Raw genomic sequence first — 15459 nt, 5'->3', positions numbered from 1 at the left:
TACGTGGGAGGCTTGCCTCCCATTCTTATTTTTATAATAACAACGAACACGAGTATTGAATTTCAGCATGAGCTCTCTAAATTCCACCAGCCGGACTCAGGCCTGGCTTGAAAGTTTACGACCCAAAACATTGCCTTTAGGGTTAATCGCGATAGTGACTGGTTCTGCACTGGCTTACTGGATGGGTCATTTTGAGCTACCTATTGCACTGCTGGCCATTTTAACAGCAGGAACTTTACAGATCCTATCAAACCTCGCTAATGATTATGGTGATGCTGTAAAAGGAACTGATACTGAAGAGCGTTTAGGGCCACTGCGTGGAATGCAAAAAGGTGTAATAACACCAGCTCAAATGAAAAAAGCGCTAATTTTAAATGTTATTATTTCCTGCATTTCAGGTATTGCACTTATTGTTGTCGCATGCAAAAAGCCAGAAGACGCCATTGGATTTCTAATGATGGGCTTGTTAGCCATTGTCGCCGCAATTACTTATACCGTAGGGAAACGCCCTTATGGTTATATGGGACTCGGTGATATTTCAGTCTTAATCTTCTTTGGTTGGCTAAGTGTTATCGGTACTTACTACTTACAAGCAAACACTTTCGCTATTGAGACATTACTCCCAGCGACTGCATGTGGATTACTTTCTGTCGCTGTTCTTAATATTAATAATATGCGCGATTTAGAGAGTGATATCCAGGCGGGCAAAAATACCTTAGCGGTTCGTTTAGGCGCTGCTGGATCTCGTACTTATCATACCTGCGTTATTTTTCTTTCTATTGTCTGCTTAATTTTCTTCACGCTACTTTATATGCACCGTTGGACTGCGTGGCTATTTTTATTAGCCGTACCAATGTTATTACTGCATATTAAACGTGTTAATGCAGACCATAGCGGTGAAGCGATGCGCCCATTGCTTGAGCATATGGTTAAAGCCGCACTACTTACCAATGTATTATTTTCTTTAGGTTTAGTTTTAGAATAATTTTAGCGGATTGTTGATTTGACTCACTGAATTACCAGTGAGTCTTTTGCCAACACCCCCTGTTAAGGGATATACTGAACTTTCCTGTGGCAACCTGACGTAAATCCTATGAATTATGATACTTCTGAACTCTGTGATATCTATCAAGAAGATATCAATGTCGTAGAACCGCTCTTTTCAAACTTTGGTGGTCGTAGCTCTTTTAGTGGGCAAATCATCACCGTAAAATGTTTTGAAGACAATGGCCTGCTTTATGACTTACTAGAAGAAAACGGTAAAGGCCGCGTTCTTTTGGTCGATGGCGGTGGCTCTGTGCGTAAAGCCTTAATTGATGCTGAGCTAGCACAACTTGCTGTTCTCAATGAATGGGAAGGTATCGTTGTTTATGGCGCGGTACGCCAAGTAGATGCATTATCTGAGCTTGATTTGGGTATTCAAGCAATGGCAGCAATACCTGCGGGTTGTCCTAGTGAAGGAATTGGCGAAAGTGATATTCGTGTTAACTTCGGCGGTGTAACCTTCTTCTCTGGCGATTATCTTTATGCAGATAACACTGGAATTATTTTATCAGAAGAGCCACTTGGCTTAGATGTCGATGACGACGAAGAACAACTAGACATTTAAGTAAGCTATTACTTAGTTGTGTCTTCTCTTCTATTGCGCTGTTCAAGAGATATAAAAGCCACCCTAGAGTGGCTTTTATTTTAACTAAATACAAAGTTAAACAATTTACTGTACGTCTTCCATTTTGCCTAACAGTGCGCGTAAACGTTCTTGCCAACTTGATTGCTCTTGTTTTAGTTCATCGTTTTCACGAACTAATGCTTCTCTTGATTCTTTAGCACCTTCCACTTCTTGGCTTAGCGCGTCATTCTTTTCTTTTAACTCTTCAATTTCCATCTGTAATAAAGTGATGGTATCGATAGCTTGTTGTACTTTAGATTCTAACTTCTCAAAAACTTCAAATGACATACTGTAATCCCCCATATAATCGATACTCCCGATTGTAAGTAGCCTATCAACAACTGTCTAGCATCTTCCGTGGAATTACATTTTTTTTTCATTCTGTCAAAAACACTGGTCTGATCACATTACAAATGTCGAACAAGTCACTATTCAAGAGCGTTTTCACTCATTTTCATGATGAGACACACAAAATTCAATTTCGCTTATTCTCGTTTACGCTCATTAACGATAAATTTACAGTTATCTTTTCAATTAGAAAAGAATACTAACAATAAATAACCCTCTTTCAGGATAGAATATATGAGCCAGACGAAAACCACTCTTACGGGTCAATGTATTTCCGAGTTTATCGGAACTGCATTGCTAGTCTTCTTCGGTCTTGGTTGTGTTGCAGCAGCGCGTATTGCTGGTGCTCAGCTAGGCCTTTGGGAGATAAGCATTATCTGGGGGCTAGGTGTTGCCTTAGCCGTTTACCTTACCGCTGGCACATCGGGTGCTCACCTGAATCCTGCCGTTACAGTTGCATTTTGGTTATTTGCCTGTTTTGAGCGCAGAAAAGTATTACCTTATATCATTGCACAGATGTTAGGCGGCTTCTTTGCCGCGCTTATCGTGTACTTTATGTATTACAATTTATTCACCGACTATGAACAAGTAAATGGAATTATACGAGGCTCACAAGAAAGTCTCTTTACCGCCGGTGTTTTCTCTACCTACCCTGCAGCACAAATTTCTGTTGTACATGCATTCTTTATCGAAGTTATTATTGCAATCATTCTGGTTGGGCTTATTTTAGCACTGACTGATGATGGTAACGGGGTTCCTAAAGGCCCACTAGCACCTTTACTTATTGGTATCTTAATCGCCGTTATTGGTGGGGCATTTGGCCCATTAACCGGTTTCGCCTTAAACCCAGCTCGTGATTTTGGTCCTAAACTGGTCGCTTACTTTGCTGGTTGGGGCGATATAGCGCTTACTGGCGGGCGAGATATTCCTTACTTCTTAGTACCTATGATTGCGCCATTTATTGGTGGTATCTTAGGTGCGTTAGCTTACCGTAAATTAATTGGCCGTCACTTACCTTGTGATACCTGCAAAATCGAAGACGACAAATAACTATTAGATAATATTGTTGATTATCAGAACGGATTATTATTATGACAACTGAAACAAACCTATCGAATACTGAGAAAAAATATATTGTCGCTCTAGATCAGGGGACAACCAGTTCACGCGCAGTGGTTATTGACCACGATGCAAATATCGTCAGCATTGCACAACGTGAATTCACACAAATTTATCCTAAACCAGGCTGGGTTGAGCACGACCCAATGGAGATTTGGGCAACACAGAGTGCAACTTTAGTCGAAGTTTTAGCCAAAGAAGATATTCCATCAGACCATGTAGCGGGTATCGGTATTACTAACCAACGTGAAACAACTATTGTTTGGGAAAAAGAAACCGGTAAACCTATTTATAATGCGATTGTATGGCAATGCCGCCGTACTGCAGATTTCTGTACTCGTTTAAAAGATAAAGAAGGCGTTGAAGAGTATATTCGCCAAAATACCGGATTAATGGTTGACCCTTATTTCTCGGGTACAAAACTCAAATGGATCCTCGACAATGTTGAAGGCGCTCGTGCAAGAGCAGAAAAAGGCGAGCTATTATTTGGTACCGTTGACACTTGGCTCGTGTGGAAAATGACGCAAGGTCGTGTTCATGTCACTGATTACACTAACGCCTCTCGTACAATGTTATTTAATATCCACTCATTAGATTGGGATCAGAAAATCCTCGATCTGTTGGATATTCCTCGCAATATGCTACCAAAAGTGGTGGCATCTTCTGAAGTTTATGGCCAAACCAATATCGGTGGTAAAGGCGGTACTCGTATCCCTATCGCAGGTATGGCGGGCGACCAACAAGCTGCACTTTACGGCCAACTGTGTGTGCAAAGCGGTATGGCAAAAAACACCTATGGTACAGGTTGCTTCTTACTAATGAATACAGGTAAAGAAGCTGTGCGTTCTAATCACGGTTTGTTAACCACCATTTGCTGTGGCCCTCGTGGCGAAGTGAATTATGCGTTAGAAGGTGCTGTATTCGTTGGTGGTGCATCGATTCAATGGCTACGTGATGAGCTAAAACTAATTGATGAAGCGACTGACTCAGAATATTTTGCAACCAAAGTGAATGATACTAATGGTGTTTATGTTGTTCCAGCATTTACTGGTTTAGGTGCGCCTTATTGGGATCCGTATGCTCGTGGTGCGATTTTCGGCTTAACCCGTGGTGCAAATCGTAACCACATTATTCGTGCAACCTTAGAGTCTATTGCTTATCAAACTCGTGATGTTCTTGATGCAATGCAAGCAGATTCTGGTGCTCGTCTACAGTCGCTGCGTGTTGATGGTGGTGCAGTTGCTAATAACTTCTTAATGCAATTCCAATCTGACATTCTAGGCACTCGTGTAGAACGTCCTGTTGTTCGCGAAAGTACGGCTCTAGGGGCCGCATTCCTTGCGGGTCTGGCTATCGGATTCTGGGATAATTTAGATGAAGTAAAAAATAAAGCGGCAATTGATAAAGAATTCCGTCCTGGTATTGAAACCACTGAACGTAACTATCGTTATAACGGTTGGAAAAAAGCCGTTGCACGCGCTCAAGAGTGGGAAGATCGCGGCTAATTGCTCAACATAATTTAAAGCGTTAGAGAGAGAGAGGTAGCTCAGGCTACAAAACTAAAATGCCGATAGCTTATAAAAGCTATCGGCATTTTTCTAAGATAAATATTAAAATCTATAAATTCGCTAAACAGTATGCTCTTCATGGCTAAAACGATGCGCCAGCGGTACCCAGCAAAGCACAATAGCAACCGACATAATAAACATAATCATTCCTAAACTAAATTGATTGTGTTGTGGTAATAATGCCGAAAACCATGTTGCTATACCTGAACCTACATTTTGTAAGCCACCCACTAATGCTCCAGCAGAACCCGCTAAATAAGGAAAAGGCTCCATCGCCCCAGTTGTTGCTAATGGAAATAACATTCCTGCACCAAAGAAAAATAAAGCCGCAGGAACGAGCAATGTCCAGATATTTATAATGTTTAGCCAACCGGGGATCCACATTAAAATACCTGCTGTTAAGCAACAAAAAACCGAATGCCACATTAATTGAACAAAGGTTTTTCCTTCACGCCCAGCATACCAAGCACCAAAAAATGCCGCAGGAATAGGCAGAATAAATAAAATACTAATCGTAATACTATTTAATCCTAATACCCCACCCATTAACACACCACTACAAGCTTCAAAAACAGCGATGCCGGATAATGCGCAAATCAGCATAATCAAAAAAGCACTGAACGTACTGTTTGATAACAATAAATAAAAAGAGGACAGCATTTTACGTTTTTCAGCTTGTACTGGACGCGTTTCAGGCATCCAACGATACATACAAAACAAAACACTTGTTCCTAATAATAATAGGAAAATATAACAGGCATGCCAGCCAAAAAAATGTGCAACCACACCACCAATCATTGGTGCTAATAATGGGCTAACAAGCACCCCCATATTCAGTAAACTGTTGGCGTAACGAAGTGCTGTGCCTGTATATAAATCACGAGGTTGAGTACGTGTCATAACACCGGCAACACCTGTACCCATACCTTGTAATGTACTTGCGATAACTAATGTGGTTAGATTTTTTGAAAAAATCGCCACTAATGTAGCTAAACAAAAAATGATCATGCCAATCAAAATGACGGGGCGACGCCCAATTCTGTCGGAAATAGGGCCATAAATAAGTTGTGAAAATCCATAAGAAAAAAGATAGGCGCCCATTACTTGTTGTACGGCACCTGTCGGTTCACCGAAATAAACCGCCATATCAGCAATAACAGGAACATAAATAGTTTGGGTCATCTGACCCACAGCAACTAGTGCAATAATCAGTAATAACAGATTTGCATGTTCTAACTTTCTCATTTCTTTGCTCAAGAATTAACAATTAACAGATTAACGGACAGGAAAACACTCCAGAGGATTTATTTAAATAAACTCTGCGAATGCACTTCTGCTAAGAATGAGACTAAGGTAACAAATTTAGAAAAATTTGCGAGATAGTCAGCAATTTTTGTATGAGTGCTAATGTCAGAGAAATACACCATAGTTGTCAATATAAATGTACATTTTATATCAACAATTAACAAAATTTCAGATTAATAACACCAGCACATCATCTTGATAAATAAAAATCAGCTTCTTCTTTAGAATAAACAGGCGATATACGCGCGTTCATAAGAGAGGAGATAACATAATATGGCAAACTGGGTCAGTGGAAAAGTTATCCAAGTTCATCATTGGACAGAGGCATTAATGAGTCTGATTGTACAGGCACCTGTAGATAAGTTTACAGCAGGGCAATTTGCAAAATTGGCATTAGATATCGAGGGCGAACGTGTACAACGAGCCTACTCTTATGTAAATTCTCCAGAAGATCCTCATTTAGAATTTTATCTTGTTACGGTGCCAGAAGGTAAGCTAAGCCCTAATTTATCCGCGCTAACTATTGGCGATGAAGTGCTTATAACACAGCAAGCTAGTGGTTTTTTTGTCTTAGAAGAAGTTCCCGATGCAACAACCTTATGGATGCTTTCAACTGGTACCGCTATTGGCCCGTTTTTATCTATTTTACAACTTGGTGAAGATCTAGAACGGTTTGAAAATATAGTATTAGTTCATGCTGTTCGTTACGCCAACGATTTAAGTTATCTTCCGTTAATGGAAAAACTAGTCGAACGTTACCAAGGTAAATTACGCATACAAACTATTGTTAGCCGAGAAAACCATATTGGTTCATTAACGGGACGCATTCCGGCATTAATTGAAAATGGTGCCTTAGAAAAAATGGTGGGATTAACCATCACCCCAAAAGAGAGCCACATTATGCTATGTGGTAATCCACAAATGGTTAGAGATACTCAACAACTCCTTAAAGAACAACGAGAAATGCGTAAACATTTACGACGTAAACCGGGGCATATCACTAGTGAGCAATATTGGTAATAGCTATGCTCGTGACAAAAAATAAAACTAAGGGCTGACTTCACTAAGAAATCGGCCCTTACTTGTTAATCTAAGGCTATCGATGAATAGCGATTAAAGTTAACGTAAACGTTTATAGTCAACTTTCTCTGTCTGTTGCCCAAAATAATTAGCACCATCAGTACCAACAAATACACCGCAATCGAGCAATATCACCATAATAATAAATAGAGGAAGAAAACGCCCTATTGCCCATTGCCAAAACGAGTCTAAACTACTGGTATCGGCTAATCCTAGCATTACAGCAAATAACAAAAGTAAAATCCAAATACCGCGTTTATTTCTGTCATGTAATCTTTTAGTAAAAATAGCACACATAGGATAGAGGATAATAAACAATAGCACCCAAGTTAAGATCGCAGGTAGCGGGTAATATTCATTTAAAAGAGAAAAAGCTAAAAACAGGACGAAACACACCCCAAAACCAGACCAAAAATCACGACGCCCAATTCGACCTTTGAATGAAAACGCCCAATGTTGTAATGTCATTAATATTTTCTCAATAGTATACTTATTTAGTGAGTTACTCTGTCCATTTGCTATCCAATAATACAGACTGAGTTTATTTTCACCTATAGCAGAACAGACAAACGGAGGACAGATGATAAAAAAAAGCATCGATAGAACGTTAATTCCGATTATTATCAGTATTGCTCTTTGTTTGCCTACATCGGTTTTCGCGACAGTAGAATTAGTCGCACAAAAACAACCTAGTAAAGATGATATTTCTTACCTTAAACAGGATGCACCTGTTTTTGAACTGACTATTCCTATGTTGCGCGCAAATTTCAACCAGCGAAACCCACTATTATTTTTAAACGAATATAAAATTATTACCAATAACGATATTACGATCCCTCTCGTTAGAGCCGCCACACGCATCACACCTTACTTATATTCATCGGCCGTGTTAGAACGTGGTAGCGAAAAAATAAAAAGCCTACAACTCACGCTAATTCACACTCCAGAATCACCCGAAATAGAAAAACAGAATCTTGAAATAGCAACAAAATACATTACATCATTTGTGGCACAATTTGACGTTTCTATTACCCCAACACAAATTCAAGAAGTACTCGATTTATTCGCCTTCAAAAATAATATTCCTGTTTATATTAGCCATAATGTAGGCGCAATTCGTTATATTATTACTAACGAAGGAACTCAACTAACAACCTTTGCCATTGAACCCATTAAGCTGTCACTCAATAGCAATATCGATTCAGCTATTCCGTGATAAAAAACAAAGCTATTCTATTCAATGTTCTCTATACTGTTGTGTATCAACATAATTGTATGTGTTTATCAGCAAATTTAATTTAAACCACTCGGTTGGAGGAAAAGTTATGCGCCATCCATTAGTCATGGGTAACTGGAAACTCAACGGCAGCATTAAAATGGTACACGAATTAATCGCTGCATTACGTAAAGAAGTTAGCGGTGTTGCAGGTTGTGACGTTGCTATCGCACCGCCTACAGTTTACCTGTGCCAAGCTCGCCACGAAGTTGGTGGTAGCCGTATTGCATTAGGTGCTCAAGATACGGGTGTTAACCTATCAGGTGCTTTCACTGGTGAAACTTCCGCAGAAATGCTGAAAAATGTCGATGTTAAATACGTTATCATCGGTCACTCAGAGCGTCGTACTTACCATAAAGAATCAGATGAGTTTATCGCTCAAAAATTCGGTGTATTAAAAGAATTAGGTTTAACACCTGTATTATGTATTGGTGAAACTGAAGCTGAAAACGAAGCAGGTAAAACACAAGAAGTTTGTGCTCGCCAAATCGATGCTGTTTTAAATGCACATGGCGCGCAAGCATTTAAAGGTGCAGTTATCGCTTATGAACCAATCTGGGCTATCGGTACAGGCAAATCTGCAACGCCTGCACAAGCTCAAGCTGTTCATAAATTTATTCGTGACCATATCGCGAAGAAAGATGCCGCTATCGCTGAACAAGTGATTATCCAATACGGCGGTTCTGTTAATGATAAAAATGCGGCTGAATTATTTGGTCAACCAGATATCGATGGCGCATTAGTTGGCGGAGCTTCACTTAAAGCAGATGCATTTGCCGTTATCGTTAAAGCAGCAGCAGAAGCTAAAGCGAAAAAATAATTTTTATCTTAATAGGTTATACCTTTAATCGATAAAAAATAGAAAAAATCACCTTACTACATTAAATAGAAGGTGATTTTTTTATCTCTTACTTTTTCTATCTCGTATTAACGACGACTAATTTCATCAAATACGCCCCCTGAAGCAAAATGGGTTTTCTGTGCTGATTGCCAGCCACCAAAGACTTCATCAACAGTAAACAGCGTTAACTGAGGAAAACGATCTTGGTATTTTTCAGCTATTGCGCTATCTCTTGGGCGATAATAATTTTTTGCTGCAATTTCTTGGCCCTGAGGTGAGTAAAGATATTCTAAATAAGCAGTTGCTATCTCACGAGTACCGCGTTTATCAACAACTTTATCAACTACCGCAACAGTAGGTTCAGCCAAAATAGAAACCGATGGTGTAACTATCTCAAACTTATCAGCACCTAATTCATTAATAGCAAGTAGCGCTTCATTTTCCCAAGCAACCAATACATCACCAATTCCTCGCTCAACAAAAGTATTTGTCGCACCTCTAGCGCCTGAATCAAGAACTTCCACGTTTTGATACAAATTTTTTACAAATGCCTTGGCTTTTTCTTGATCTTGTTGATTCGCTTTTAAACCATATCCCCAAGCAGCAAGATAGTTCCATCTCGCACCACCCGAGGTTTTAGGGTTTGGTGTAATAATAGAAATACCAGGTTGAATAAGTGAATCCCAATCTTTAATTTGTTTAGGATTTCCTTTTCTAACTAAAAATACGATAGTTGATGTGTAAGGTGCTGAATTATCAGGTAAACGCGTTAACCATTGTTTATCTATACGCCCTCTTTCTGCTATTGCATCAATATCATAGGCAAGTGCAAGTGTGGCAACATCGGCTTCAATACCATTAATCACCGAAGTTGCTTGTTTCCCAGAACCACCATGAGACTGGCGAATAATGACTTTATCACCAGTTTTTTGTTCCCAATATTGACTAAATGCTTGATTATATTTTTGATAAAGTTCTCTCGTTGGATCGTAAGAAACATTCAATAGTTGAATATCTTTAGCCCATGCATTACTAGAAAATACAAGTATTGCGAAAATCGTTGATAAGGTACTCCATCGTTTAAACATGTCTATCCCCTATTATTGAGTTTCATAACAGGCTGACAGAAAGCGTTATAACGATGAAATAATAAAAAACGACTCGTTAGATAAAACAAGCATATGCGAGCATATATAAGAAGTAGGAGCAGAATGTGTGAAAACGAGAGTTAAATAAGAAAGCCAAATGAAATGTTTTCATCGAACATCGAGAAGCTGTTCTGATGCAAAATCAGATGCATCAGAACAGTTCACGAATAAGGAGATCAGCTGAAAAAACGTATACTTTAATACAGTTTTTTCGCGGTTTCATACCAATCAGATTTGAAGACACGCTTCATATTCATCACTGCATCAATAATATCGTGATGAACTAATTTTTCGTTTTGGATCCCAACACAACGGCCACCAAAACCTTCTAATAGAAGCTGTACTGAATAAGCCCCCATACGAGAAGCAAGGATCCTGTCATAAGCGACAGGAGAACCACCCCGTTGAATATGACCTAATACGGTTGCACGAGTTTCATGTTTTGTTTCAGTTTCAATAAAACGTGCTAATTCATGAACATCACAAACGTGCTCAGTGATTGCAACGATAGCATGACGCTTACCGCGCTCAATACCCGCTTTAATTTCAGCTAATAACTCATTGCGATCAAAATGCAGTTCAGATTCTGGCAACACCACAAATTCACAACCACCGGCGATAGCAGCAGAAAGCGTTAAGTCACCACAGTAACGTCCCATCACTTCAACGATAGAAATACGTTTATGAGAAGTCGATGTATCACGTAAGCGGTCAATTGCTTCAACAGCTGTTTCTAATGCGGTGAAATAACCGATAGTATAATCAGTACCCGCAACATCATTATCGATGGTGCCAGGTAAACCAATACATGGGAAACCAGCTTCAGTTAATTTTTTTGCACCAAGATAAGAACCATCACCACCAATAACCACAAGTGCGTCAAGTCCATTTTGCTTCATATTTTCGATAGCAACAGCACGAACATTATCTTCGCGGAACTCAGGGAAACGGGCAGAACCAAGGAAAGTACCACCACGGTTTATCATGTCGGATACACTAAAGCGGTCGAGTTTTTTCATACGGTTTTCATATAGCCCCATATAGCCATCAAAAACACCGTAAACCTCTAAACCTTCGCTTAGTGCAGCACGGACAACACCACGGATTGCGGCATTCATACCTGGTGCATCACCACCACTTGTTAAAACCCCAATTCTTTTGATCCCATTGACCATGATTACCTCTGATTCTTATTCGATGTAATTATTGCAAAATTGTCGGAATAACTTTTTTATATCAATACTGGCTTATTTGGTATAATTCGCCAATATTGCAAATGCTGAATTGATTCAACATCACCATTGTACGGATATTTTTCATCACTTCATCATTATCGTACATTTTTTTTAATAAACTTGACGCGCATTAAACAAATCAGACAGCCTGTATAACAATTATACGTATTAAAAATAGGTTACTGGCTACGTTAACACTTTTTATACAGATACTTTACTGCCTTTTTGCTTTCATCTCAAAAAAACGCTATTTATGCTAAAAATTATCATCGGCAGATTTCGATAAAAATTGAATTTACTCTTTTAAAGAGCGGTTACACTTTATTTTTCACTTTTTAGCGTTCAATCATTCAATTTGAGATAGCATTATAAAATAATACTAATCCCCTACACTTTTGTGACTAATAGCAGCATTTGTGCTCTTTTTTACCGATTTTACGCCTAGGCTGTTACAGAATATCAAGCGGTACCTCTCCTTCTGATGGAAAATAAAAATAACGTCGTGTAATGATTACCTCTTTGATTATAGATGTAATGACTCATTATTGATGGTTAGAACCATTACGGTGTCAACACAGCACCTAAATATGCACGGCATATAACATCGTGATACCAACAAAAATTCTTACTAAAGGTTTACAACCCGAATACTCTGAGGCGTTGTTGTAGGAAATGATAGAAATAATGTAGACTAATGTAGAAACCATTCCGCACATTAATGCGTAATTTTATTATCTATATAGATAGATTTTTGTAATTCATTTTTCATAGTTACTCACCTAAGATAATATTTAGGTTATATGTATGAGATATCTGTCTATAGACACTAATACACATTTTTAGTCTCTATTTTTTATATTAAATCGCTAGTTACAATTTACCCTAGGCTCTGTAAGTCATGAATAAAGAAAATAAACGTAAAATTAGAGTAGGACTCATCGTCGATGAATTTTTTGGAGCCGCAAACACAAGATTTGGCGGTTATGGTTATTTAGCCAGATACTACATAGCAAAATATTTAAAAAATGATGAGTTTGAATTTGATGTTTTACTTGGTAAGGGAAAAAGTCATTTTTTTGCTGAAAAAAATGTTGTTGATGGCGTTACATTATATAAATTACCTCGTAGAAAGTGGTTCACCCAGCAATTCTTAAAAAAGAAAAACTACGATATTTACTTCAGTGTTGAGCTCACTCACGACAATATATTAAAAAATGAATTAGACCCTAACAAAAAACTAATTCTTTGGATCCAAGATCCAAGACCAATGTACGAATGGGATGAGATTTTTACTGTCGATTTAATTCCTGAAACATCCTACTACAACCAAAAAATTTATGATCTTGTTCATGATTGGTATAAAGCGGGAAGAGTGCGTTTTATCACACAAGCAAAATGTTTAAATCAAAAAGCTATCGATTTATATCAATTAGATAAAGATGTTCCTATTGAATTTGCACCGAACCCAATTGATATCGACTATAATTTTGATGTTTTAACTTACCCTAAACAAAACAACATTGTCTTCTTAGGCCGCATTGCTTCTGTTAAGCGCGGTTGGATTTTTTGTGAAATCGCGAAAAAAATGCCCAACTACAATTTTTATGTTTTAGGTAAAATATTTAGAGCTGATGATAAAAATCACGACATTATGTCTGAATATGAAAAAATCCCTAATCTACATTTTGTTGGTCATGTTGAAGGTGAAGAAAAAAATAAATACTTACGTGATGCAAAAGTATTAGTTAACAGCTCAATTCATGAAGCATTACCCGTATCATTTTTAGAGGCACTCTCTTTCGGCACACTACTAGTCAGCAATAGAAATCCAGACGATTTAACCTCTAAATTTGGTATTTATGTTGGTGAGGTTTTGGGCAATGGATTTGATAAAGTCGATCTATTTGTCGATGCGATTCAAAATCTAATAGAAAATGAAGATAAAAGAAAAGCACTTTCATTAGAAGCTATTGAATATATTAAAAAAGTTCACAATGTTGATGATTTTATTAAAAATACTCATGCAATAATTAAAGAAGAAATAAAAAACAAATAAAATCTCTGTGACTGTTTTTTACTATCGACAATTAAATAAACAAAAAGCCCCTTCTAAAGGGGCTATAAAAAGAGTATTTCTACTGATTTTCTGTTGATTACAGCATTGCACAAGTTATTCTTTTTTATCTTAATTATTTTTATTGAACTCAAGCATCTATTTTTTAGGTAGATTTATTGTGTTTGTAATTTTTAGAAATATTATTAACCCTACCGAAAAAACTGAACTTACTAATAGTGAAATAAAAAAAAGCCCCTCTCCAGAGGGGCTGCAAAAGACAGGGATGGTGTCTATGGCAAGGAAAAAACTTCGTTGTTGCTACTTACTCTCTAACTAGGTACTGCTCTACTACACTCTAACTCAATTACTGTTTGTTGCTGCCATCAAAAGATGACATACGTTGCTGATAATTTTTCTCCAACTGTGCTTTTTGCTCTGGAGTCAGCAACTGATACATTTGGTTGTGAACTTTTGCCATCTCGACATGACGTTCGATAGCTTGTTGATCCATATTTTGTACTTGTGCTCTTACTGCAGCTTCATCAAATTGAGATGCAGTCACTAATTTATGCATATTTTCACGATGTTGACGGAAATTAGCATTGTTATATCTATCTTGATGATGCTGGCGCATTAAATCGCGCATTTGGGTACGTTGTTGTTCAGTTAATGTAATTCCATAAAACATATGGGATTCATCAAAATTACGGTTCATCATATGGCCACGTTGTCCATGGTGACCTCTATAATCGCGGCCATCATGCATGCCGTTACCGTTATAACCACAATGATAGTTTCCGTTGTATTGTTGTTCAGCGGAAGGATTAGTATTTGCTGTTTCAGCTAACACCATCGTCGGAGCTACCAAAAACATTGATGCTAATGCAACCATTGCTACTTTACGCATTGCTTTCACTCCTGATTCCTAATTTGGTTATTTCATTCCGACCTAATAACTAACACTTTTCTAAATATGTGTAATTTGTTGCTATGTGGATTACTATACAGCTACACCTGCAAACTAGCGTCAGAGCGTGTAAAAGAACGTAAAGTCATGGATCCGCGCTATTTATTATCGTATTTTTCTCTTGGAGGAATTGACGAATGCATAAAATCTTATTAGTGGATGACGATCGCGAATTAACATCGCTATTGAAAGAACTGCTTGAAATGGAAGGCTTTAATGTTGTAATCGCCTCTGATGGCGAACAAGCGTTGAAACTTATTGATGCTTCTATCGACTTGTTATTACTGGATATTATGATGCCACGTAAAAACGGAATTGAGACGCTAAAAGAGTTACGCCAAAATTTCCAAACCCCAGTCATTATGTTAACAGCGCGAGGAAGTGATCTTGACCGAGTGCTTGGCCTAGAATTAGGTGCTGATGACTATTTACCTAAACCTTTTAATGATAGAGAACTTGTTGCACGTATCAGAGCTATTTTGCGCCGTTCTAACTGGAGTGAGCAAAAACAGACTGACAGCAACACATCGCCTACGTTACAAGTTGATAAATTACAGCTTAATCCTGGTAGACAAGAGGCGAGTTTCGACAACGAACCTTTAGAATTAACCGGAACTGAATTTACATTGCTTTATTTACTTGCTCAACATTTAGGACAAGTGGTGTCTCGTGAACATTTAAGCCAAGAAGTCCTTGGTAAGCGTTTAACGCCATTTGATAGAGCAATTGATATGCATATTTCTAATTTACGCCGTAAATTACCAGAGAGAACAGATGGACAACCTTGGTTTAAAACATTACGTGGCCGCGGTTATCTGATGGTTTCCATAACGTGATAAATAATTTC

Annotated in this window: 15 protein-coding genes; 9 read left to right on the top strand and 6 right to left on the bottom strand. The window is 38.2% G+C overall.

The window, feature by feature from the left end:
- The first annotated feature begins 67 nt into the window (after positions 1-67).
- Together PH4a_RS07460 and rraA are read left to right on the top strand one after the other, a co-directional pair.
- A complete protein-coding gene (locus tag PH4a_RS07460) occupies positions 68-985 on the top strand; it encodes a 1,4-dihydroxy-2-naphthoate polyprenyltransferase (protein WP_064718468.1) in 918 nt (305 codons plus the stop codon).
- 108 nt (positions 986-1093) lie between these two features.
- Positions 1094-1609 (top strand): ribonuclease E activity regulator RraA, encoded by a 516-nt coding sequence (gene rraA, locus PH4a_RS07455; protein ID WP_129038947.1) that lies wholly within the window; start codon positions 1094-1096, stop codon positions 1607-1609.
- 105 nt (positions 1610-1714) lie between these two features.
- On the opposite strand, the gene zapB is transcribed toward rraA, so the two are convergent.
- Positions 1715-1957, bottom strand: coding sequence for a septal ring assembly protein ZapB (zapB, locus tag PH4a_RS07450; RefSeq protein WP_064718466.1), 243 nt, complete (start codon positions 1955-1957; stop codon positions 1715-1717).
- A 294-nt stretch (positions 1958-2251) separates the two neighbouring features.
- On the opposite strand from zapB, the gene PH4a_RS07445 reads away from it, so the two are divergent.
- Positions 2252-3067, top strand: coding sequence for an MIP/aquaporin family protein (locus PH4a_RS07445; RefSeq protein WP_064718465.1), 816 nt, complete (start codon positions 2252-2254; stop codon positions 3065-3067).
- A gap of 41 nt (positions 3068-3108) precedes the next feature.
- Positions 3109-4641, top strand: coding sequence for a glycerol kinase GlpK (gene glpK / locus PH4a_RS07440; protein ID WP_109406151.1), 1533 nt, complete (start codon positions 3109-3111; stop codon positions 4639-4641).
- Between the two features lie 123 nt (positions 4642-4764).
- Here the strand turns inward: glpK and emrD are convergent, their stop codons facing one another.
- Positions 4765-5949 (bottom strand): multidrug efflux MFS transporter EmrD, encoded by a 1185-nt coding sequence (gene emrD, locus PH4a_RS07435; protein ID WP_129038945.1) that lies wholly within the window; start codon positions 5947-5949, stop codon positions 4765-4767.
- Positions 5950-6282: 333 nt separating this feature from the next.
- Between emrD and fpr the strand changes: the two genes are divergently transcribed.
- Positions 6283-7029 (top strand): ferredoxin--NADP(+) reductase, encoded by a 747-nt coding sequence (gene fpr / locus PH4a_RS07430; RefSeq protein ID WP_129038943.1) that lies wholly within the window; start codon positions 6283-6285, stop codon positions 7027-7029.
- 99 nt (positions 7030-7128) lie between these two features.
- Here the strand turns inward: fpr and PH4a_RS07425 are convergent, their stop codons facing one another.
- A complete protein-coding gene (locus PH4a_RS07425; RefSeq protein ID WP_129038941.1) occupies positions 7129-7557 on the bottom strand; it encodes a DUF805 domain-containing protein in 429 nt (142 codons plus the stop codon).
- A 112-nt stretch (positions 7558-7669) separates the two neighbouring features.
- Between PH4a_RS07425 and PH4a_RS07420 the strand changes: the two genes are divergently transcribed.
- Both PH4a_RS07420 and tpiA read left to right on the top strand, forming a co-directional pair.
- Positions 7670-8305, top strand: a complete 636-nt coding sequence (locus tag PH4a_RS07420) for a DUF1454 family protein (protein ID WP_064718456.1) — start codon at positions 7670-7672, stop codon at positions 8303-8305.
- A 109-nt stretch (positions 8306-8414) separates the two neighbouring features.
- Positions 8415-9185 carry a triose-phosphate isomerase gene (gene tpiA / locus PH4a_RS07415; protein WP_064718455.1) on the top strand — a complete coding sequence of 257 codons (771 nt, stop codon included), beginning with the start codon at positions 8415-8417 and terminating at the stop codon, positions 9183-9185.
- Positions 9186-9292: 107 nt separating this feature from the next.
- Here the strand turns inward: tpiA and PH4a_RS07410 are convergent, their stop codons facing one another.
- Positions 9293-10294, bottom strand: a complete 1002-nt coding sequence (locus tag PH4a_RS07410) for a sulfate ABC transporter substrate-binding protein (RefSeq protein WP_129038939.1) — start codon at positions 10292-10294, stop codon at positions 9293-9295.
- A 257-nt stretch (positions 10295-10551) separates the two neighbouring features.
- Positions 10552-11529 (bottom strand): 6-phosphofructokinase, encoded by a 978-nt coding sequence (gene pfkA / locus PH4a_RS07405; RefSeq protein ID WP_129038937.1) that lies wholly within the window; start codon positions 11527-11529, stop codon positions 10552-10554.
- Positions 11530-12487: 958 nt separating this feature from the next.
- Here pfkA and PH4a_RS07400 point away from each other — a divergent pair.
- The gene (locus PH4a_RS07400; protein WP_129038934.1) at positions 12488-13645 is read left to right on the top strand and encodes a glycosyltransferase family 4 protein; all 1158 of its coding nucleotides are present in this window, start codon (positions 12488-12490) and stop codon (positions 13643-13645) included.
- A gap of 364 nt (positions 13646-14009) precedes the next feature.
- Here the strand turns inward: PH4a_RS07400 and cpxP are convergent, their stop codons facing one another.
- Entirely contained in the window at positions 14010-14552 is a 543-nt protein-coding gene (gene cpxP, locus PH4a_RS07395) for a cell-envelope stress modulator CpxP (RefSeq protein ID WP_129038932.1), read from the bottom strand.
- Between the two features lie 197 nt (positions 14553-14749).
- Here cpxP and cpxR point away from each other — a divergent pair, with 197 nt between their 5' ends.
- Entirely contained in the window at positions 14750-15448 is a 699-nt protein-coding gene (cpxR, locus tag PH4a_RS07390; RefSeq protein ID WP_064718450.1) for an envelope stress response regulator transcription factor CpxR, read from the top strand.
- Positions 15449-15459: the final 11 nt, after the last annotated feature.

It is taken from the genome of Proteus hauseri, from assembly GCF_004116975.1.
GTDB classification, from domain to species: Bacteria; Pseudomonadota; Gammaproteobacteria; order Enterobacterales; family Enterobacteriaceae; genus Proteus; species Proteus hauseri.
This window is presented reverse-complemented; position numbering and strand designations above follow the sequence as displayed.

Coding starts and splice junctions, on each gene's coding strand:
- PH4a_RS07460 (WP_064718468.1), top strand. CDS start 68: ATGAGCTCTCTAAATTCCACCAGCCGGACTCAGGCCTGGCTTGAAAGT.
- rraA (WP_129038947.1), top strand. CDS start 1,094: ATGAATTATGATACTTCTGAACTCTGTGATATCTATCAAGAAGATATC.
- zapB (WP_064718466.1), bottom strand. CDS start 1,957: ATGTCATTTGAAGTTTTTGAGAAGTTAGAATCTAAAGTACAACAAGCT.
- PH4a_RS07445 (WP_064718465.1), top strand. CDS start 2,252: ATGAGCCAGACGAAAACCACTCTTACGGGTCAATGTATTTCCGAGTTT.
- glpK (WP_109406151.1), top strand. CDS start 3,109: ATGACAACTGAAACAAACCTATCGAATACTGAGAAAAAATATATTGTC.
- emrD (WP_129038945.1), bottom strand. CDS start 5,949: ATGAGAAAGTTAGAACATGCAAATCTGTTATTACTGATTATTGCACTA.
- fpr (WP_129038943.1), top strand. CDS start 6,283: ATGGCAAACTGGGTCAGTGGAAAAGTTATCCAAGTTCATCATTGGACA.
- PH4a_RS07425 (WP_129038941.1), bottom strand. CDS start 7,557: ATGACATTACAACATTGGGCGTTTTCATTCAAAGGTCGAATTGGGCGT.
- PH4a_RS07420 (WP_064718456.1), top strand. CDS start 7,670: ATGATAAAAAAAAGCATCGATAGAACGTTAATTCCGATTATTATCAGT.
- tpiA (WP_064718455.1), top strand. CDS start 8,415: ATGCGCCATCCATTAGTCATGGGTAACTGGAAACTCAACGGCAGCATT.
- PH4a_RS07410 (WP_129038939.1), bottom strand. CDS start 10,294: ATGTTTAAACGATGGAGTACCTTATCAACGATTTTCGCAATACTTGTA.
- pfkA (WP_129038937.1), bottom strand. CDS start 11,529: ATGGTCAATGGGATCAAAAGAATTGGGGTTTTAACAAGTGGTGGTGAT.
- PH4a_RS07400 (WP_129038934.1), top strand. CDS start 12,488: ATGAATAAAGAAAATAAACGTAAAATTAGAGTAGGACTCATCGTCGAT.
- cpxP (WP_129038932.1), bottom strand. CDS start 14,552: ATGCGTAAAGTAGCAATGGTTGCATTAGCATCAATGTTTTTGGTAGCT.
- cpxR (WP_064718450.1), top strand. CDS start 14,750: ATGCATAAAATCTTATTAGTGGATGACGATCGCGAATTAACATCGCTA.